This window comes from Streptomyces cinnabarinus (assembly GCF_027270315.1).
Lineage (GTDB): Bacteria > Actinomycetota > Actinomycetes > Streptomycetales > Streptomycetaceae > Streptomyces > Streptomyces cinnabarinus.
The window spans coordinates 2662665-2682368 of record NZ_CP114413.1 but is presented as its reverse complement, the minus strand read 5'-3'; the positions used below and the strand labels follow the sequence as shown (position 1 = coordinate 2682368).

Genomic DNA, 19704 nt, shown 5'->3' with positions numbered 1-19704 from the left:
TCACTCCCCGGGTGTCTTCAGGGCCACCTCGATGGCCTCGCGCAGATGGTCCTCGTCGGCCTTGCTGAGCGAGGTCTGCACCAACTCGCCGCCGTAGGGGATGAGTTGCGGGATCACCTTGTCCTCGGCCGCCTTCTTCACCAGCACGAACAGCGCGCCCGCGCCGGGGCGCAGATTCTGGCTGAGGTTCTTCATGAAGTCGTCGTTGATGCCCGTGTCGGTGAACTTGCCGCCGGCCGCACCGGCCGCCGCGCCCACCGCCGCGCCGAGCAGCGGCGCCAGGAACAGCAGCCCGATCACACCGCCCCACAGCGCGCCCCCGGCCGCGCCGACGGCCGTGTGGCTCACCGCCTGATGCAGCTTGATCTTCCCGTCCTGCTGGCGCTCGACCACGACCGCGTCCTCCAGCTCCACCAGATGCTGCTTGGACAGCTCGAACAGTTTCTCGCGCACCTGGTTCGCCGTGGCGACGTCGTCGTAGGCGATGACGAAGAGATCACTCATCCTGGGACACCCCTTTTTCCACTCTTCACCGGGATTGCGGCTTTTGCGCAACCGCTCCGACTCTAGAACCGGGAAAAACGGGATGCACCCCGAGTGACCGCCTTCCTACGCTGGAGTCATGGGCACCATCGTCCTCACCGGGACCGTCGTCCTGGTCATCATGGGATTCGGAAACTCTCTCTACTGGCTCGCCGCGGTCGCCGTGCTCTACCTGTACGTGAAGTACGGGCGCAGCACCTCGCCCACGCCCCCGTCGGGCGGCTCCGGCCCGGCACCCTCGGACTACCGCGCCTACCGCGACCGCCGTGACCTCCAGGCCAAGTGGGAGCGCCGCTACCAGCGCGAGCGCGGCAGCCGTAACCGCTGAGCCCCGCTCACAACCCCGGGGCGCCCCACACCGGGAACCAGCGGCCGAGGTCCTCCTCCAGCCGCAGGTCATTGCCGAGCGTTGCCTTCACCCTGAGTTCGAGCGCGTTGTCGCGCCGCTGCTCCTCGCCGGGCAGCGGCGCGAAGGGGTAGAAGGTGCCGCGCTTGTACAGGTAGACCAGCGCCAGCGCCCGGTCCTCGGCCGGGTTCCGGAAGCCCGCGAGGGAGCAGAGCAGCTGCGGTCCGAAGCCGTTCACCTCCATCGAGCTGTTGACCGCGTGCAGATCGTTGACCAGCTCCGGGAGCCGGTCGGGAGTGCGCTCGGAGACCAGCCAGGAGTAGCCGTAGCCGTCCCGGGACAGCCGTACCGGCACTCCGTCGCGACCGGCGTCCGCGTCCAGCAGCGCCTGCACCTCGCGATGCGTCTGCTCGAAGGCGGCGCCCTCGACGGTGGCGAAGCACACCGCGCCGCTCCCGGTCGGCACGAACCCGGTGGCCGCCTCCAGCGTCACGGCCGCCGACGGCAGCCCGAAGAGCTGGTCCAGATCGGGCGCGACCGGCTTGGTACGGCCGAGCAGAATGTCCAGCAGTCCCATGCTCACGCCCCTCCGGGAGCCGCCGCCTCACCCAGCTCGGCGGAGATCCGCCCCAGCTGGTCGAGGCGCTGCTCCAGGCTCGGGTGGGTGGAGAAGAGCCGCGCGAAACCGGGCTCGCGACCCAGCGCCGGGGTGAAGTAGAAGGCGTTGAACGCCTGCGCCGTCCGCAGGTCCTTGGTCGGGATCCGGGCGATGTCACCGGAGACCTTGGTCAGCGCGGAGGCCAGCGCCGAGGGCCGCCCGGTGAGCAGCGCCGCCGCCCGGTCCGCCGCCAGCTCCCGGTACCGGGACAGGGCCCGGATCAACAGGAAGCTGATCGCGTACACGGCCGCCGACACCCCCATCACCGCGGCGAAGATGACCGCGGTGTTCTGGTCCCGCCGCCCCCCGCCGAACAACTGGCTGTAGAAGGCGAACCGCACGATCAGCCCGGCGATCACCCCGAGGAACGACGCGACCGTGATCACGGCGACGTCCTTGTGCGCCACATGCGACATCTCGTGCGCCAGCACACCCTCCAGCTCCTGCGGCTCCAGCCGCCGCAGCAGCCCGGTCGTCACACACACCACGGCATGATCGGGATTGCGCCCGGTGGCGAACGCGTTGGGCATGTCCAGATCGGATACGGCGACCACCGGCTTCGGCATATCGGCCAGCGCGCTCAGCCGGTCGATCACACCGTGCAGCTCGGGATACTCCTCCCGCTCCACGACCCGCCCGCGCATCGCGAACAGCGCGAGCCGGTCGGAGAACCAGTACTGCGCCCCGAGCAACCCCGCGGCGACCACCACGACCAGCACCCAGGACTTCAGCAGCACGATCAGGGCGCCCACGAAGACCACATACAACAGGCCCAGCAGGAACAAGGTGATCCCCATACGGGCGGTCAGGCCCCGATCACTACGAAAGCGGCTCCGCATCTTGCCTCACCCCGCAGTCAGGCACTCGTCCCACTGCCAGTGTGCATCGCCGCCGCCGCTGGTGTTTCTAGTACGAACCCCGAAGGTTCACATACCCGAGCAGCACGATGATCGCCGCCACACTCCCGAGCACCACGACGGTGGATATCCACGACCGGTGCCGCCCATGACGCACCGGATCCGGATCGCCACGGAAGGGCACGGGTCCGGGCGGGTTCTCCTTCCAGCGCGCGGCCAGCATCCGCGCCCGCGCCGAAGGCTCCTTGTGCGCGGCGTCATCCGCCCACTTGATGTCGAACTCCCGCTCGCCATCGCCCTGTTCGGTCATCCCCGTAAACCCTTCTCGAACAGCAGTACCCCCACAATACGACGGCGCCCCCGCCCCGAGAAACGGGAACGGGAGGTTTCACGTCTGTTCTGTGTCGCGAACGGCCGGTGGCCGGGGTGGCTGCGCGGGTACGGTCTGGTTGCTGGATCCGGCCGTGTTCGAGGGGGTTTCGGTGGCGGGCGGCGCTGAGGGTGGGGATCACGTCGACTTCCGTGATGGTTTGTTCACGGGGCCGGTCACGGGCAAGGGCGACCACCATCACTACTACGGGGTGCGGCGGGCCGCGGCGGCGTGGCCGCATCAGGTGGGGGTGATCCCGCCGCGGGCGGGCTGTTTCCAGTCCCGGGCCGAAGTGGCACGGCTGCGGGAAGCCCTCACGGGTGGGCGGGCCGCGGTGCTGGTGGGGCAGGACACCGTGCGGGGCCAGGTGCTGGCCGGGATGGGCGGGGTCGGCAAGACCCAGCTGGCCGCCGACTATGCCCGTACTGCCATGCGGGCCGGTGAGCTGGATGTGCTGGTGTGGATCACCGCCGGCAATGCCACCGCCGTCGCCTCCGGGTATGCGCAGGCCGCTGTGGACATCCTGGGTGCCGATCCCGTGGACCGGGAGGCGGCTGCGCGTGCGTTCCTGGCGTGGCTGGAGCCGAAGGCGAACGCGGCGCCGTGCCGGTGGCTGGTGGTCCTCGACGACGTGTCGGACCCTGCCGACCTGAACGGGCTGTGGCCGCCGATCAGCGCTGACGGCCGGACCCTGGTCACCACCCGCCGCCAGGACGCCGCTCTGGTCGGCGCCGGCCGTCTGATCAAGGTCGGACTGTTCACCGAGGCCGAGTCGCTCTCCTATCTCACCGCCGCATTAGATGCCCTGGACCGCCACGAGCCCGCCGAACAGCTCACCGCGCTCGCCGAGGACTTAGGGCACCTGCCGCTGGCGCTGTCGCAGGCCGCCGCCTACCTCATCGACGCGGGCGTCAGCGCCGCCGCCTACCGGGAACTGCTGGCCAGCCGCGCCACCCTGCTCGCCGACACCGCCCCCGAGGTCCTGCCCGACGGCCAGAGTCACACCGCAGCAGCGGCCTGGTCCCTGTCGGTGGACCGAGCCGACACCCTGCGCCCGGCCGGGCTGGCCCGCCCGATGCTCCGGCTCGCCGCCTTCCTCAACCCCAACGGCATCCCCGAAACCGTCCTGACCAGCACCCCCGCCCTCACCCACCTCACCCAGCACCGCGCAGAGGGGCAGGACAGGACTCCCGAGCCTGTCACCGCGGGCGAGGCGGTCGGTGCACTGAGGGCGCTGAACCGGCTCAGCCTCATCAGCCACAACCCCGCCAACCCCCACCAGGCCATCCGCGTCCACCAGCTCATCCAGCGCGCCACCCGCGAGGCGCTCACCCCCGACCAGCGTCACCAAGTCGCCCGCACCACCGCAGACGCCCTCGCCACCGCCTGGCCCGCCATCGAACGCGACACCGAACTCGCCCAGGCCCTGCGCACCAACGCCACCGCCCTCGCCCACGCCGCCGGAGACGCCCTCTACCAGCCCGACCCACATGCGGTGCTGGGCCGGGCCGGAAAGAGCCTTGGCGAAGCCGGCCAGGTCGCCGCCGCCACCGCCCACTTCCGTCACCTGGCCGAGACCACCAGCCGCCACCTCGGGCTGGACCACCCCGAAACCCTCACCGCCCGCCACGCGACCGCTTACTGGCGGGGAGAGGTAGGTGACGCGGCCGGCGCCGTCGCCGCGTTCGAGCAGCTGCTACCCGACCGAATCCGAGTACTGGGTGAGGATCACCCCGGCACGCTGAGCACCCGCCACGAGCTCGCCTTCTGGCGGGGCGTAGCGGGTGACGCGGCCGGCGCCGTCGCCGCGTTCGAGCGGCTACTGCCCGACCGAATCCGAGTACTGGGTGAGGACCACCCCGGCACCCTGACCACCCGCCACGAACTCGCCCGGTGGCGGGGAAGGGCAGGCGACGCGGTCGGCGCCGTGGCCGCGTTCGAGCAGTTGCTGCCCGACCATGTTCGGGTGCTGGGTGAGGACCACCCCGACACCCTGAGTACCCGCAACGAACTCGCCTACTGGTGGGGAGAGGCGGGTGACGCAACCGGCGCCGTGGCCGCGTTCGAGCGGCTACTGCCCGACCATGTTCGGGTGCTGGGTGAGGACCACCCCGAAACTCTGAACACCCGCAACGAGCTCGCCCGGTGGCGGGGAAGGGCAGGCGACGCGGCCGGTGCCGCCGCCGCGTACGAGCAGCTGCTGCCCGACCGAATCCGAGTACTGGGTGCGGACCACCCCGACACCCTGACCACCCGCCACGAGATCGCCTACTGGCGGGGAGAAGAGGGAGACGCACCCGGCGCCACCGCCGGGCTCGAGCAGCTACTGCCCGACTATGATCGCGTGCTGGGTGCGGACCACCCCGAAACCCTGAACACTCGCAGCAACATCGCCCGGTGGTGGGGGGAGGCGGGAGACGCGGCCGGTGCCGCCGCCGCGTACGAGAGGGTACTGCCCGACCATGTTCGGGTGCTCGGCAAGGACCACCCCCGCACCCTGAACACCCGCCACGAGCTCGCCTTCTGGCGGGGCGAGGCGGGAGACGCGGCCGGTGCCGCCGCCGCGTACGAGCAGCTACTGCCCGACCATGTTCGGGTGCTGGGCGCGGACCACCCCGAAACTCTGAGCACCCGCAGCGAGCTCGCCCGGTGGCGGGGAGAAGCGGGTGACGCGGTCGGCGCCGTGGCCGCGTTCGAGCAGCTGCTGCCCGACCGAATCCGAGTACTGGGTGCGGACCACCCCGACACCCTGACCACCCGCCACGAGATCGCCTACTGGCGGGGAGAAGAGGGGGACGCACTCGGCGCCACCGCCGGGCTCGAGCAGCTACTGCCCGACTATGTTCGGGTGCTGGGTGCGGACCACCGCGAAACGCTGAACACTCGCAGCAACATCGCCCGGTGGCGGGGGGAGGCGGGAGACGCAACCGGCGCCGCCGCCGCGTACGAGCGGCTACTGCCCGACCATGTTCGGGTGCTCGGCAAGGACCACCCCCGCACCCTGAACACTCGCAGCAACATCGCCCGGTGGCGGGGGGAGGCGGGAGACGCAACCGGCGCCGCCGCCGCGTACGAGCGGCTACTGCCCGACCATGTTCGGGTGCTCGGCAAGGACCACCCCCGCACCTTGATCACTCGCAGCAACATCGCCTACTGGCGGGGAGAGGCGGGAGACGCAACCGGCGCCGCCGCCGCGTACGAGCCGCTACTGCCCGACCATGTTCGAGTGCTGGGTGCGGACCACCTCGAAACCCTGAACACTCGCCACGAGCTCGCCTACTGGCGGGGAGAGGCGGGAGACGCAGCCAGTGCCGCCGCCGAGTTCGAGCGGCTACTGCCCGACTATGTCCGGGTGCTGGGTGCGGACCATCCCCGCACCTTGATCACTCGCAGCAACATCGCCTACTGGCGGGGAGAGGCGGGAGACGCCGCCGGCGCCACTGCCGCGTACGAGCAGCTACTGCCCGACCGGATCCGGGTGCTCGGTGCGCACCACCCCGACACCCTGAACACCCGCCAGGGGCTCGCCTACTGGCGACGGAAGGCGGGAGTGCCACCCAGCGCCTGAAGAGCTGGTGCGATCCGACGCTGTCCTCGTGGCGAGCAGGGGTTGGTCCGGAAGTCGGCGGTGACAAGCCGAAGGCCGGCTCTCCCGTGTGCTGGGAGAGCCGGCCGACGGCCCACAGATGGTGGCCCAGGAGCGCGGGAACCCGCTCTGACCTGGGGCGATATCACACGTCGAAGTACAGCTCGAACTCGTGCGGGTGCGGACGCAGCTGGAGCGGGGCGATCTCGTTGGCGCGCTTGAAGTCGATCCACGTCTCGATCAGGTCGGACGTGAAGACGTCACCGGCGAGCAGGAACTCGTGGTCGCGCTCCAGGGAGTCGAGGACGGCCGGGAGCGAGGTCGGGACCTGGGCGACGTTGGCGTGCTCCTCGGGAGCCAGCTCGTAGAGGTCCTTGTCGATCGGCTCGGCCGGCTCGATCTTGTTCTTGATGCCGTCCAGGCCCGCGAGCAGCAGCGCCGAGAAGGCCAGGTACGGGTTGCCGGAGGAGTCGGGCGCGCGGAACTCGACGCGCTTGGCCTTCGGGTTGGAGCCCGTGATCGGGATACGCATGGCCGCGGAGCGGTTGCGCTGCGAGTACACCAGGTTGATCGGCGCCTCGAAGCCCGGCACCAGACGGTGGTAGGAGTTCACCGTCGGGTTGGTGAAGGCCAGCAGCGACGGGGCGTGCCGCAGGATGCCGCCGATGTAGTAGCGGGCCATGTCCGACAGACCCGCGTAGCCGGCCTCGTCGTAGAACAGCGGGTCGCCGTTGCTCCACAGCGACTGGTGCACGTGCATGCCCGAGCCGTTGTCACCGAAGATCGGCTTCGGCATGAAGGTCGCGGTCTTGCCGTTGCGCCAGGCCACGTTCTTCACGATGTACTTGAAGAGCTGGAGGTCGTCGGCCGCGGCGAGCAGCGTGTTGAACTTGTAGTTGATCTCGGCCTGGCCGGCGGTGCCCACCTCGTGGTGCTGGCGCTCGACCTTCAGGCCCTGCTTGTCCAGCTCCAGGGAGATCTCGGCGCGCAGGTCGGCGAAGTGGTCGACCGGCGGGACCGGGAAGTAGCCGCCCTTGTAGCGGACCTTGTAACCACGGTTGTCCTCCAGCGCGCCGGTGTTCCAGGCGCCGGCCTCGGAGTCGATGTGGTAGAAGCTCTCGTTCGCCGAGGTGGCGAAGCGCACGCTGTCGAAGACGTAGAACTCGGCTTCGGGACCGAAGTACGCGGTGTCCGCGATACCGGTCGAGGCGAGGTAGGCCTCCGCCTTCTTCGCCACGTTGCGCGGGTCACGGGAGTACTGCTCGCCCGTGATCGGGTCGTGGATGAAGAAGTTGATGTTCAGCGTCTTGTCGCGGCGGAACGGGTCGACCCGGGCGGTCGACAGGTCCGCGCGCAGCGCCATGTCGGACTCGTGGATGGCCTGGAAGCCGCGGATCGACGAGCCGTCGAACGCGAGCTCCTCGTCCGGGTCGAACGCCTCGACGGGCACCGTGAAGTGCTGCATGACGCCCGGCAGGTCGCAGAACCGGACGTCAACGAACTTGACCTCCTTGTCCGCGATGAACTTCTTGGCCTCGTCGGCGTTCTGGAACATCCAGCTCCTCCTACTCCCGAGCGCCTCGCCGGGGTGGTAGTTCGGTCGTGCGGCCAGTGCGGTGGCACACGCTGTCCACGACCCTAGGGACGCGTGATTTCTCGGGCGTGACCCATTTGTTTCGCACAAGTTAACCGGCCCGGCTTCCACCGTAGCCCCGACGCACCCCACCTGTCCTTGCTCATATCCGGGCGCAGTACCTTGGACGGGTGGACAACAGGCAAGCAATCGGATCGTGGCTTTCCGGGCCCCGCGCGGCCATGGAAGAGGCCGGTGTGGACCTCGGATACCGGGGCGAGCAGCTCGGTCTGCCGGAGCACGGGCCGGGCTCGATCGCCCGCCCGGGTCGGCGGCTCGGCGCCCTGGTCGTGGACTGGGGTCTGTGTCTCTTGATCGCATACGGCCTCATCACGCAGAGCTATAACGAGGCGGCCCAGATCTGGGCGCCGATCCTGCTCTTCGCGCTGATCGTGCTCACCGTCGGCACCCTCGGCTTCACGCCCGGTAAGCGGCTCTTCGGCCTGCGCGTGGTCGCCCTCGACACCGGCCGCGTCCACCCGCTCCGGGTGCTGCTGCGCACGGTCCTGATGTTCCTCGCCGTCCCCGCCCTGATCTGGGACCGCGACGGCCGGGGCCTGCACGACCGGCTGGCGCGCACGGTCGAGGTCCGCGGCTGATTCCCGCCGGGCCGCCGGTCGGGTGACGCCGACCCCGGCCACGGCCCGGGGTCCCGCCCCCGTCGAACCCTGTTCGAAACACTGCCGCCATACCGGCGGAGGTGGTGGAACAGTGGCGTACGAGAACACGTCGACGATCGTGACCCGGGCAGCCGAGGTCGCCGAGCTCGCGGCCCGGCACGCGGAGGAGGCGGAGGCCGCGCGGCGGCTTTCGGCGCAGGTGGTCCACGCGGTGCGGGACGCGGGCTTCGCACGGCACTTCGTGCCCCGGGCCCACGGCGGTACGGCCGGCGGCTTCACCGAGCTGACCTCCGCGGTCTTCCTGGTCGGCGAGGGCTGCACCTCGGCGGCCTGGGCGGCGTCGCTGTCCGCCTACGCCGGCCGGTACGCGGCCTTCCTGCCCGAGGGGGGCCAGGAGGAGATCTGGGCGGACGGCCCGGACGCGCTGCTGGCCGCCGCGCTGATGCCCTCCGGCACGGCGGAGCGGGTGCCCGGGGGCTGGCGGCTGAGCGGTGAGTGGAAGTACATCAGCGGCGTGCACTTCGCCGACTGGGCGCTCGCCTGCGCGGCCGTACCGGACGAGCCGTCCGCCGACCCCGACGGACGGCCCGCGGTGCGGTACTTCGCGGTCCCGGCGGCCGACTTCACGATCAAGGACAGCTGGTACTCCGTGGGGATGCGCGGCACCGGCAGCGACACCCTGGTCCTCGCCGACGTCCTCGTGCCCGAGCACCGGACCCTGGCCCGCTCCGCCGTCCACGCGGGCCGGGCGACCGGCTCGGACGCGCGCTGTCACCTCGTGCCGATGCACGCCGTGAACTCCCTGCCCTTCGCCGCCCCCCTGGTCGGCGCCGTGCGCGGGGCGACGCGGTCCTGGGTCGAGCGCACCGGATCCCGCGTCGACCGGCGCGGCCGGGCCGTGGCGGAGCTGCCCGCCACCCAGGTCTCGCTGGCCCGCTCGGCCGCCGAGGCGGACGCCGCGGAACTCCTCGTACGGCGCACCGCGGCCGTCGCCGACGGCACCGAGACCCCGTCGGAGGGGGAGGCGGCCGTGCGAGGGGCCCGGGATCTGGCGCTCGCGGTGGAGCTGCTGGTCTCGGCGGTCGACCGGGTCTTCCGCACCAGCGGGACCTCCGGACAGTCCTCGACCGACCCGGTGCAGCGCTTCTGGCGCGATGTGAACAGCGCCGCCTCCCATGTGGCGCTCTCCTTCGAGACCACGGGTGCGGCGTACGGCGCCTGGGCGCTGTCCGCCCGGCGGTGACGTCCGGTTGCCGGGCCATGACGGTACGCGCATAGTCGACGTGAACGCGGAGGTGGTGCGGCCGTGAGGACGGAGCAGGACACGGACATACCCGAGGCGACGGTGGCCCCCGAGGAGTTCCGGGCCGCGATGAGCCGCTTCCCCTCGGGCGTCGTGGTGGTCACCACCCGCTGTCAGGACGGCACGCCCCGCGGATTCACCGCCAGCTCGTTCTGCGCGGTGTCGCTGGAGCCGCCGATGGTCCTGGTGTGCCTGGCGAACTCGGCGGACTCGGCGGCGTCGTTCGCCGGCTGCGACCGCTTCGCGGTGAGCGTGCTCTCCCCGGTCCACCGGCCGCTCGCGGAGCGCTTCGCCACCAAGGGCGCCGACAAGTTCGCCTGCGGCGGGCTGCGGCTGAGCCCCGGCGGGCTGCCGACGGTCGAGCGGGCCCTGTCCGAGCTGGACTGCGTGGCACACGCACGTCACCCGGCCGGGGACCATACGGTCCTGATCGGCCGGGTGACGGATGTACGACTGGGTGAAGGAGCCCCGATGGTGTATTACGACCGGTCCTTCAGAACACTGGCCTGAGGGCTCAGCGGGCCTTCGGGCCGCCCTTGGGGAGCTTCATGCCCTTGGGCATCGGACCCTTGGGCAGCGGCATGTTGCTCATCAGGTCGCCCAGGGCGCGCAGCCGGTCGTTGGTGGCGGTCACCTGCGGGCCGGAGAGCACCCGCGGCAGCTTCAGCATGGTCGTGCGCAGCTTCTTCAGCTCGACCTGGCCCTCGCCGACACCGACGATCAGATCGTGCACCGGCACGTCCGCGACGATGCGGTTCATCTTCTTCTTCTCGGCGGCCAGCAGGCTCTTCACCCGGTTCGGGTTGCCCTCGGCGACCAGGACGATGCCGGCCTTGCCGACGGCCCGGTGCACCACGTCCTGGCTGCGGTTCATCGCCACCGCGGGGGTGGTCGTCCAGCCCCGGCCGATGTTGTCCAGCACGGCCGCCGCGGCACCCGGCTGGCCCTCCATCTGCCCGAAGGCGGCCCGCTCGGCCCGGCGCCCGAACACGATCGCCGTGCCGAGGAAGGCAAGGACGACGCCCAGGATGCCGAGGTAGATCGGGTGACCGATCAGGAAGCCGATCGCGAGAAAGACACCGAGGATGAGGAGGAAGACTCCCGCGAGCACAAAGCCGATCGTCTTGTCGGCCCTGCGGGTCATCTTGTACGTCAGGGCGATCTGCTTCAGACGCCCGGGGTTAGCGGCATCCGCCGCGCTGTCACTTCTCGCCATGGCACGAAGTCTACGTGGCCCCGGGAGTGCCGACGACGGCAGTGCCGGTCACCGAACGGTCGGCGACGGTCAGGTGCGGACGGAGTGCGCCCGCTCCAGCACCTGCTGCGCCTCGACCCGGTCCTTGGCGCGGCGGCGGTCCTCCAGGACGGACGTCCAGGCGTTGCGGCGGGCCGTGCGCTGGCCGCCGCTCATCAGCAGCGACTCGACGGCACGGAGTGCAGTGGTGAACGACGGGATGGCGGTGGCGCGAACCGGCGCGGCCTGCATGGTGGAGGTCCCCCCTCGGGAGCGGCTTCGGGTGTACGTGGTGTGAGTCCAGCGTCACTGATTGGTGTTACCAGGGCGTGACCGACCGGTCAAACGCCAATGAAGCCTTGATATGTGGCCCGAAAACACTGACGCGGCCCTGACGGCGCCCCCATCTGCGGGGACGCCCGGGACCGCGTCAATCGGCCACTACCGCCCGGTAGTTGCTTGTGCCCGGATTCACACACATCCGGTGACACTGCGTGCCATCAGACCGCCTGGGAGGCGATGAAGGCACCCCGCTTCTCGATGGCCATCTGGTACAGCCGTCCGGCGCGGTAGGAGGAGCGCACCAGCGGGCCGGACATCACACCGGAGAAGCCGAGCTGCTCGGCCTCCTCCTTCAGCTCCACGAACTCCTGCGGCTTGACCCAGCGCTCGACGGGGTGGTGGCGCACGGAGGGGCGCAGGTACTGCGTGATGGTGATCAGCTCGCAGCCCGCCTCGTGCAGCTGCTTGAGCGCCTCGCTGACCTCCTCGCGGGTCTCGCCCATGCCGAGGATCAGGTTGGACTTGGTCACCAGGCCGAAGTCGCGGGCGTCGGTGATGACCTTCAGCGAGCGGTCGTAGCGGAAGCCGGGGCGGATCCGCTTGAAGATCCGCGGGACCGTCTCCACGTTGTGCGCGAAGACCTCGGGGCGGGACTCGAAGACCTGCTGGAGCAGCTCGGGGACCGCGTTGAAGTCGGGGGCGAGGAGTTCGACCTTGGTGCGGCCGGCCTCGCGGTCGGCGGTCTGCTGGTGGATCTGGCGGACCGTCTCCGCGTACAGCCAGGCGCCGCCGTCCTCCAGGTCGTCGCGGGCGACGCCGGTGATGGTGGCGTAGTTCAGGTCCATGGTGACCACGGACTCACCGACCCGGCGCGGCTCGTCGCGGTCGAGCGCCTCGGGCTTGCCGGTGTCGATCTGGCAGAAGTCACAGCGCCGGGTGCACTGGTCGCCACCGATGAGGAAGGTCGCCTCGCGGTCCTCCCAGCACTCGTAGATGTTGGGACAGCCGGCCTCCTGGCAGACCGTGTGCAGCCCCTCGCTCTTCACGAGCTTCTGCATGGCGGTGTACTCGGGACCCATTTTCGCCCGGGTCTTGATCCACTCGGGCTTGCGCTCGATGGGGGTCTGGCTGTTCCGGACCTCCAGGCGCAGCATCTTGCGTCCGTCGGGTGCGACTGCGGACACATCGGCTCCCTGTAGCTTCGATTCTTCGGCGTACACCAGGGTACGCCCGTGCTTACTCAGCTCTGCTGTGAGGCCAACCCCAACACCGCAGGGCTGATTCCCCGCGTCAGGCGCTGGCCTTCTCGATCTCCCGCGGCTTCAGCTCCGCGTTCTCCAGTACGTCGGTCAAGTGCCGCTCGACGACCGGCAGGACCTCGTCGATCGTGACGTCCCGGCCGAGCTCCGCGGCGATCGAGGCGACGCCCGCGTCCCGGATGCCGCACGGGATGATCCGGTCGAACCACTTGTTGTCCGGGTTCACGTTCAGCGCGAAGCCGTGCATCGTGACGCCCTTGGCGACCCGGATCCCGATCGCCGCGATCTTGCGGTCCTCACGGCGCTGGCCCGCGTTGGACGGGGCGTACTCGGGGCCGTTCATCCGCGGGTCGAACTCCTCGTCCTGGAGACGGGGGTCGAAGTCGAGCGAGAGCCCGCCGATCGCCGGGCGCTGCTCGACCGGATCGCCGAGCACCCACACCCCGCTGCGGCCCTCGACCCGGGTGGTCTCCAGGCCGAACTCCGCGCAGGTGCGGATCAGGGCCTCCTCCAGGCGCCGTACGTGCGCCACTACGTCCACCGGGCGCGGGAGCTTCTGGATCGGGTAGCCGACCAGCTGGCCCGGGCCGTGCCAGGTGATCTTGCCGCCGCGGTCCACGTCGATGACGGGGGTGCCGTCGAGCGGGCGCTCGTTGTCCGCCGTGCGCCGGCCGGCCGTGTAGACCGGCGGGTGTTCGAGCAGCAGCACGGTGTCGGGGACCTCGTCGGCGAACCGCGCCGCGTGCACCCGGCGCTGCTCGTCCCAGGCCTCCTGGTACTCGACGGCGTCGCCGCCGAACCCCATACGGACGAACCGCAACTCACTCACGGCAAGCGCCTCCCTGGACGTCGTAAGGCACGAAGGGTGCCTACGCCACTGTACGACTGCCGGTCGAGCGTCAGTCTGGCGGCCAATCCTCACACGATCGGATGAACGGGTGAGGAAGGGTGCGATCACCTGCTCACTCTCCGCTACATTCGCGCCGTTCGCAGAGGCCATAAGGGCTGCTCACAGGCAATCCGGGCATGTCAAAGGCCTGGAAGGCAGGAGACCGCACCGCAGATGACGGAACGACCCGCGCAGCGCACTCCCAACCGACAGCTCGCCGCGCTCATCGCAGAAGCGGGGTTCTCCAACGCGGGTCTCGCCCGACGCGTGGATCAGCTCGGACTCGAACACGGGCTGGATCTGAGATACGACAAGACATCCGTGACCCGGTGGCTGCGCGGACAGCAGCCCCGCGGCACCACCCCCGCCCTGATCGCCGAGGTCTTCACCCGCCGCCTCGGCCGTCGGCTCAGCGCCCAGGACCTCGGCCTGGACGCCTGCGCTCCCGTCTACGCGGGCCTGGAGTTCGCCGCCACCCCCGAAGAGGCCGTCGACATCGTCAGCGGCCTGTGGCGCAAGGACTCCGGCAGCCATGCCGAGCTGCGCAAGATCGCCTTCACCCCGGCCGGTCTGGTGGTGCCCAGCCGGGACTGGCTGATCGGCCGGGCCGACGACAAGGTCGCGCACGGCGAGTCCACCGCCCGGGTGCCGGTCCAGGGCCGTCCCGCGGTGCCCCGCCAGCGCGGCCAGGCCGAGCGCGGACCCGGCCAGAAGGTCACCGGGGGCGACATCAACGCCCTGCGCTCGGTCGGCGAGCTCTTCCGCACCCTGGACAACATGTACGGCGGCGGCCACGCCCGGCAGGCCCTCGTGCGGTATCTGGAGCACGAGTGCGAGCCGATGCTGCGCGGCACCTACGGCGAGCAGACCGGGCGCCGGCTGTTCGCCGCGGCGGCCGATCTGACCCGGCTCGCGGGCTGGACGTCGTACGACATCGCCGCGCACGGTCTCGCGCAGCGGTACTACGTCCAGTCGCTGCGGCTGGCCCAGGCGGCGGGGGACCGGGCGTACGGCTCCTATGTGCTGGTCACCATGAGCCGCCAGGCGGTGTATCTCGGGCACGGGCGGGAGGCGGTGCAGCTCGCCCGGGTCGCCCAGCAGGGTGTCGGGACCAGTGCCCCGCCCACCGTCCAGGCGCTGCTGCACTCCGCCGAGGCGCGCGGACACGGCGTACTGGGGGAGGTGCGGGCCTGTACGGCGTCCCTGGTGCGGGCCGAGCGTGCGCTGGAGGCGGCGCGGCCCGCCGACGAGGTCCCGCACTGGGCGCGGTTCTTCGACGAGGCGCAGCTCGCGGACGAGTTCGGCCACTGCCACCGGGACCTGCAGCAGTTCCGGGCCGCGGCCCAGCACGCCGAGCGGTCCCTCCAGCTCCGGGCGCCCGCCTTCGCCCGCAGCCGCCTCTTCTGCCGGGTCGTCCTCGCCTCCGCCCGCCTGGGCCTCGGCGAACTCGACCAGGCGTGCGCGCTGGGCGTGGAGGCGGCGGGCCAGGCGGCGGAGATGCGGTCGGTCCGGGCGGCGGAGTACATCCGTGACTTCGAACGCCGCCTGGAGCCTTACAAGGACGCGGCACCTGTGAGGGGGTATCGGGACAAGGTGTCGGCGTTGGGCTGAGGACGGTTCGGCACCGCTGAGCGCGGTGCCGAACCCATGGTCGTCACGCGGCCTTCGACACCGCCGGCAGTGGGTCCGCCCGGTGCAGGGAGCCTGTTGCGCCCAGGTCCGTCAGCAGGGCGTCGGTGGCCCGGTGGGCCGAGCGCAGGGCGCCCTGGACCGGGGTGCCGGTGTCGCGGTGGTCGCCGCAGACGTAGAGGCCCGCCAGGAGGCGTACCGGGCGGGTGGCGTCGTAGGGCGGCCGCATGGCCGGGACCGCGTCCGGGGTGCGGTGGACCGCCAGGGTCTCCCAGCGGGACGTGGAGGTGCCGTAGAGGCGGGACAGGTGTTTGCGGACCGCCGTGTCGAGGTCGGCCGGGGGTGTGCCCAGCACCGTCGAGGACACCAGGGCCCGGCCCGCGGGCGCGCGCGTCGAGTCCACCGCGCTCAGCAGCGCCGTGTGCGCGACCGGACCGCCCCGGTCGGCGTCCAGCAGCAGCGCCCCGCCGGTCGTGGGCGGCTCGTCCGTGGTGTGGTGGACCACCGTCACCGGGTGGAAGTCCGGTACCCGCAGCCCCGGCAGCAGGTCCGCCGCCGTCCGCGCCCCCGTGGCGAGCAGGACCGCCCGGCACCGGAACACCCCGTGCTCCGCGGTGGTCACCGCGGTCGTCGAGACCGAGGTGACGCGCACCCCGGTGTGCACGGTCCCGGGCGGCAGCGACCGGATGAGGAGGTGCGGCAGTGCCTCCGCTCCGCCCTCCGGCAGGCACAGCCGCCCGCTCGCGAAGGAGTGCAGCGCCAGATCCGCGCACCGGCTGGACGACGTCAGCTCCGGATCGCACAGGAGCGCGGCCAGGAGCGGCCGCAGGAAGCCGTCGACCGCGCGCGCCGGCAGGCCGCGCTCGGTCAGCGCCTGCCCGGCCGGTGCCTCGGCGCGGGCCAGCAGCCGCTCGGCCGGCGTCCCCGCGATCCGGACCAGCGCGGCGGCGAGCCGGGCCTGGTCGACCGCCGTACCCAGCGGCGCACGCGGCGCGGCAATGGGCCGGGGGGCGCTCGCCAGGGCGCGCACCGCGTGGAGTGCGCCCCTCGCGCCACCCTGAGCCGCCGGAGCGCCCACCCGATGGCGGTGCCCGTCGCTGTGCAGCAGGACCCCCGGTGCGAAGGTGCACAGGGCGAGCGCGTCGAGTCCCGGGGTCAGCCGTAGTTCGGGATACGACGTGGACATCAACTGCCCGATGCGGTCGAGCCGGAAGCCGTCGACTTTCTCGGTCGACATACGGCCGCCCACGTCATGGGCGGCCTCCAGGACTACGGTCGTCACTCCTGCGCTGGTCAGCCGATGGGCCGCGGCGAGGCCGGCGATCCCGGCTCCCACCACGACGACGTCCGCCTGGTACGCGGGCTCAAGCACGTGCCCCTCCTCGACGTTGCGCGGCCGGTGGAGACGTCATGCCCCCAACAGGCTCCGGGGATACCCGAGTTCGGGTCGAGGTTAGGGCTGTGATCGGTCAAGGGAAGTCGCGCATCGACAGGGCACGGTCGCACAACGGTCGCATACGGACGCGCGGTGGGTCGTACGCCGTCACAGCGCTGCTCGTACCGCCCCCTCGATGTCGGGGAACGCGAAAGTGAACCCCGACTCCAGCAGCCGCTTCGGCACCACCCGCGCACTGCCGAGCACATCCCCGGCCAACTCCCCGAGCACCGTGCGCAGCACCGGCTCCGGCACCGTGAACACCGTCGGCCGGTTCAGCACCCGGCCCATCGCCGCGGTGATCTCACGGTTCGTCAGCGGCTCGGGCGCGGTCACGTTGAACGGCCCCGACAGATCGTCCGAGTCCAGCAGATGCCGGATCGCCGCCACCTCGTCATGCAGCGAGACATACGACCAGTACTGCCGTCCGCTGCCCATCCGCCCGCCGAGCCCCGCCTTGAACACCGGGAACAGCCGCCCCCAGGCCCCGCCGTGCCGGGCCACCACCAGACCGGTGCGCACGAACACCGTCCGCACGCCCACCCGTTCCGCCGGGGACGCCGCGCCCTCCCAGGTCACGCACAGCTCGGGCAGGAAGCCCTCCCCGGGCGGCGCGCTCTCGTCGACCACCCGGTCGCCGGTCTCGCCGTAGTAGCCGATCGCGCTGCCGTTGACGAAGACCCGCGGCGGGGTGTCCATGTTCGCCATGGCCTCCGCGAGCGCCGCCGTGCCCAGCACCCGGCTGCACCGGATCCGCGTCTTGTACGCCTCCGTCCAGCGCCGCGAACCCACCCCGGCCCCCGCCAGGTTGACCACCGCGTCGCACCCGGCGAGATCGGCCACGTCGACGAATCTGGCCTCCGGGTCCCAGCGGATCTCGTCCTTCGTCCGCGGCAGCCGCCGCACCAGGCGCACCACCTCGTGCCCGTCCGCTGTCAGGGACCGGGCCAGCGCGCTCCCGATCAGCCCGGAGGCCCCTGCCACCGCGATTCTCGATCGTTCCATGACCCCATCCTGTGTCGGGCGCCGAAAATGCCTGGTCGGACCGGCCGGTCGGCGCCGTAAGGTGACCCGCATGCCCGAGTCCCGCCAGTCGCCCCACATACGCACCGCTCTGCCCGAGGACGAGCAGGAGCTGGCCCGCCTCGACCGGGACACCTGGTCGACGCTGCACGCGGTCACCCCCCGACCGCAACCGCCGTACAACCCCTTCTTCGACGAGCGCCACCTTCCGGAGGACTATCTCGTCGCCGAGCTGGACCGGAGCCTGGTCGGCTACATCCGGCTCGCCTTCCCCACACCGCTCGCCTCGAACGCGCATGTCCGGCAGATCCAGGGCCTCGCGGTCTCCGACGCGGCGCGCGGACGCGGCGTCGGACGGGCGCTGATCCGGGCCGCCGTCGAGGAGGCCCGCCGGCGCGGCGCCCGCCGGCTCACCCTGCGCGTCCTGGGCCACAACGCCCCGGCCCGGGGGCTGTACGAGTCCGAGGGGTTCGTGGTGGAGGGCGTGCTGCCCGAGGAGTTCCTCCTGGAGGGCGATTTCGTCGACGACGTCGTCATGGGGCTCCGTCTCTGAACCTGGCCTCCTGGTCGAGGGCCGCGGCCGCCCGGCGCCGGCGCACCGCCAGGCCGAGGGCGGCGCCCGCCACGAGCAGGGAGATCAGGAAGAAGACGGCCATGGGAACCTCCTGGAGCCGGGGGCCTGAGAGGTTTCCATGATCGTGGAGCGGGTCGCGCTACGACGTGACCAGCTCGCCCGTGTCCACCGGCGCCGTCGCGTCCGCGGCCCGCTCGGCGTCCTCGGCGACCTCCGCCGCGGTCAGCACATAGCCGGTCTCGGCGTCGGAGGTGGAGCGGGCGAAGACCACGCCGTACACCTTGCCGTCGGTGGTCAGCAGCGGGCCGCCGGAGTTGCCGGGGCGGACGGTGGAGCGGATCGAGTAGATCTCGCGGGTGACGGTCCCGTCGTTGTAGATGTTCTGGCCGTTCGCCCGCACCCGGTTCGCGACCGTGGCCGCCTGGAGGTTCAGGTCGCCGTCCTGCGGATAGCCCGCGACGACCGCGGAGTCCCCGCGCTCGGCACTGTCGTCCCACGCCAGCACCGGCGCGCTCAGCCTGGGCACGTACAGCACCGCCACGTCCTTGTCGGGGTCGAACAGCACTACCCGCGACTCGTACGCCGGTCCCACCCCGCCGACCCGCACGCTCGGCTCGTCCAGCCCGGCCACCACATGGGCGTTGGTCATCACGTGCCGCGGCGCGTACACGAAGCCGCTGCCCTCGCGGCCCTGGGTGCCCGAGACGCCCTCGATCTTGACCGTGCTCCGCTTGGCGGCGCCGGTGGCGGCGGCGGTGACGCTGTCGCCGGTCGGCTTGGCGACCTCGGCGGTGGACTCGTTCTCGAACGGGTTGAACACCTGCGGGAACCCCGCCTCGGTGAGCGCGGAGGTGGCCCGCGAGAACCAGGCCGGCGTGGTCTCCGGCATCGCGTCCTGGACTGTCCCCAGCACCCGGGAGTCCCGGATCGCCGAGGTCAGCAGCGGCGAGGAGGAGGCGGCCAGCACGCTCGCCGCGACCCAGGCCACGATCAGCACGGCCACCGTGTTGGCGACCGCCCCGCCGACCCCGTCGGCCACCCTCAGCGGCCCCTGGTCCAGCTCCCGGCGCAGCCGCAGCGCGAGCCGCCCCGCCAGCTCGTGCCCCACCGCCGCCGGGACCAGCACCGTCAGCACCGCGGTCACCGTCGCCGCGGTGGTCCCCGGCTCCACCAGGTCCATCACCCACGGCAGCACCCACACGCCGATGACCGCGCCGCCCACGAACCCGGCGAGCGAGACACAGCCCGCGACCAGACCGCGCCGGTAGCCGGATGCCGCATAAGCCAGGATCACCAGCAACAACAGGATGTCGAGCAGGTCCACGGAGCCGCCTTTCTCTCGGACCATCCAGTACGCACGGAACGGGCCCAGTGATCAGCCACGCGCGCCTGCCCGCCGGAACCGGTCACGCGTGCGTGTACCCCGGAAAACGCCGCAGACCATGACGATGGTTCCACCAGGT

At 71.4% G+C, this 19704-nt stretch carries 20 protein-coding genes; 7 read left to right on the top strand and 13 right to left on the bottom strand.

Translation table 11 applies throughout. From position 1 onward, the window contains the following. Nucleotides 1–504 (bottom strand): DUF1269 domain-containing protein, encoded by a 504-nt coding sequence (locus STRCI_RS12120; RefSeq protein WP_269658911.1) that lies wholly within the window; start codon nt 502–504, stop codon nt 1–3. 118 nt (nt 505–622) lie between these two features. Here STRCI_RS12120 and STRCI_RS12115 point away from each other — a divergent pair, with 118 nt between their 5' ends. Continuing rightward, nucleotides 623–871 carry a hypothetical protein gene (locus tag STRCI_RS12115; protein ID WP_269658910.1) on the top strand — a complete coding sequence of 83 codons (249 nt, stop codon included), beginning with the start codon at nt 623–625 and terminating at the stop codon, nt 869–871. Nucleotides 872–878: 7 nt separating this feature from the next. Here STRCI_RS12115 and pspAB read toward each other — a convergent pair whose 3' ends face one another. From pspAB to STRCI_RS12100, 3 genes are all read right to left on the bottom strand, one after another. Then, nucleotides 879–1466, bottom strand: a complete 588-nt coding sequence (gene pspAB, locus STRCI_RS12110) for a PspA-associated protein PspAB (protein ID WP_269658909.1) — start codon at nt 1464–1466, stop codon at nt 879–881. A gap of 2 nt (nt 1467–1468) precedes the next feature. Then, nucleotides 1469–2386 carry a zinc metalloprotease HtpX gene (gene htpX / locus STRCI_RS12105; protein WP_269658908.1) on the bottom strand — a complete coding sequence of 306 codons (918 nt, stop codon included), beginning with the start codon at nt 2384–2386 and terminating at the stop codon, nt 1469–1471. A gap of 67 nt (nt 2387–2453) precedes the next feature. After that, complete coding sequence (locus STRCI_RS12100; RefSeq protein WP_269658907.1) at nt 2454–2714, bottom strand: SCO2583/SCO2584 N-terminal domain-containing protein; 261 nt, start codon at nt 2712–2714, stop codon at nt 2454–2456. Nucleotides 2715–2934: 220 nt separating this feature from the next. Between STRCI_RS12100 and STRCI_RS12095 the strand changes: the two genes are divergently transcribed. Further along, complete coding sequence (locus STRCI_RS12095; RefSeq protein ID WP_269658906.1) at nt 2935–6342, top strand: tetratricopeptide repeat protein; 3408 nt, start codon at nt 2935–2937, stop codon at nt 6340–6342. Between the two features lie 163 nt (nt 6343–6505). Here STRCI_RS12095 and glnA read toward each other — a convergent pair whose 3' ends face one another. Continuing rightward, a complete protein-coding gene (gene glnA / locus STRCI_RS12090) occupies nt 6506–7915 on the bottom strand; it encodes a type I glutamate--ammonia ligase (RefSeq protein ID WP_269658905.1) in 1410 nt (469 codons plus the stop codon). A gap of 209 nt (nt 7916–8124) precedes the next feature. Here glnA and STRCI_RS12085 point away from each other — a divergent pair, with 209 nt between their 5' ends. The 3 genes from STRCI_RS12085 to STRCI_RS12075 all read left to right on the top strand — a co-directional run bounded on the left by STRCI_RS12085 (nt 8125) and on the right by STRCI_RS12075 (nt 10426). Further along, complete coding sequence (locus STRCI_RS12085) at nt 8125–8592, top strand: RDD family protein (RefSeq protein WP_269658904.1); 468 nt, start codon at nt 8125–8127, stop codon at nt 8590–8592. A 112-nt stretch (nt 8593–8704) separates the two neighbouring features. After that, nucleotides 8705–9856 carry an acyl-CoA dehydrogenase family protein gene (locus STRCI_RS12080; RefSeq protein ID WP_269658903.1) on the top strand — a complete coding sequence of 384 codons (1152 nt, stop codon included), beginning with the start codon at nt 8705–8707 and terminating at the stop codon, nt 9854–9856. A 63-nt stretch (nt 9857–9919) separates the two neighbouring features. Continuing rightward, nucleotides 9920–10426 carry a flavin reductase family protein gene (locus tag STRCI_RS12075; RefSeq protein ID WP_269658902.1) on the top strand — a complete coding sequence of 169 codons (507 nt, stop codon included), beginning with the start codon at nt 9920–9922 and terminating at the stop codon, nt 10424–10426. 4 nt (nt 10427–10430) lie between these two features. Here STRCI_RS12075 and STRCI_RS12070 read toward each other — a convergent pair whose 3' ends face one another. The 4 genes from STRCI_RS12070 to lipB form a co-directional block, all read right to left on the bottom strand. Next, the gene (locus STRCI_RS12070) at nt 10431–11132 is read right to left on the bottom strand and encodes a DUF4191 domain-containing protein (protein ID WP_269658901.1); all 702 of its coding nucleotides are present in this window, start codon (nt 11130–11132) and stop codon (nt 10431–10433) included. Between the two features lie 69 nt (nt 11133–11201). After that, nucleotides 11202–11402, bottom strand: coding sequence for an SCO2195 family GlnR-regulated protein (locus tag STRCI_RS12065; protein WP_269658900.1), 201 nt, complete (start codon nt 11400–11402; stop codon nt 11202–11204). A 248-nt stretch (nt 11403–11650) separates the two neighbouring features. Continuing rightward, on the bottom strand, nt 11651–12616 hold the full coding sequence (gene lipA, locus STRCI_RS12060; RefSeq protein WP_269658899.1) for a lipoyl synthase: 966 nt from the start codon (nt 12614–12616) through the stop codon (nt 11651–11653). Nucleotides 12617–12722: 106 nt separating this feature from the next. Next, nucleotides 12723–13520 (bottom strand): lipoyl(octanoyl) transferase LipB, encoded by a 798-nt coding sequence (lipB, locus tag STRCI_RS12055; protein ID WP_269658898.1) that lies wholly within the window; start codon nt 13518–13520, stop codon nt 12723–12725. A gap of 234 nt (nt 13521–13754) precedes the next feature. On the opposite strand from lipB, the gene STRCI_RS12050 reads away from it, so the two are divergent. After that, complete coding sequence (locus STRCI_RS12050; protein ID WP_269658897.1) at nt 13755–15191, top strand: NsdA family TPR-like regulatory protein; 1437 nt, start codon at nt 13755–13757, stop codon at nt 15189–15191. Nucleotides 15192–15234: 43 nt separating this feature from the next. Here STRCI_RS12050 and STRCI_RS12045 read toward each other — a convergent pair whose 3' ends face one another. After that, nucleotides 15235–16581 (bottom strand): NAD(P)/FAD-dependent oxidoreductase, encoded by a 1347-nt coding sequence (locus STRCI_RS12045; protein WP_269658896.1) that lies wholly within the window; start codon nt 16579–16581, stop codon nt 15235–15237. Nucleotides 16582–16752: 171 nt separating this feature from the next. Next, a complete protein-coding gene (locus STRCI_RS12040; protein ID WP_269658895.1) occupies nt 16753–17649 on the bottom strand; it encodes a TIGR01777 family oxidoreductase in 897 nt (298 codons plus the stop codon). 70 nt (nt 17650–17719) lie between these two features. On the opposite strand from STRCI_RS12040, the gene STRCI_RS12035 reads away from it, so the two are divergent. After that, complete coding sequence (locus tag STRCI_RS12035; RefSeq protein ID WP_269658894.1) at nt 17720–18220, top strand: GNAT family N-acetyltransferase; 501 nt, start codon at nt 17720–17722, stop codon at nt 18218–18220. Here STRCI_RS12035 and STRCI_RS12030 read toward each other — a convergent pair. Beyond that, nucleotides 18201–18323: a hypothetical protein gene (locus STRCI_RS12030; RefSeq protein ID WP_269658893.1), complete on the bottom strand. Its 123-nt coding sequence runs from the start codon at nt 18321–18323 to the stop codon at nt 18201–18203. The two genes, STRCI_RS12035 and STRCI_RS12030, sit on opposite strands and share 20 nt — an antisense overlap. 57 nt (nt 18324–18380) lie before the next feature. Continuing rightward, nucleotides 18381–19565, bottom strand: a complete 1185-nt coding sequence (locus STRCI_RS12025) for a MarP family serine protease (RefSeq protein ID WP_269658892.1) — start codon at nt 19563–19565, stop codon at nt 18381–18383. Between the last annotated feature and the right edge of the window lie 139 nt (nt 19566–19704).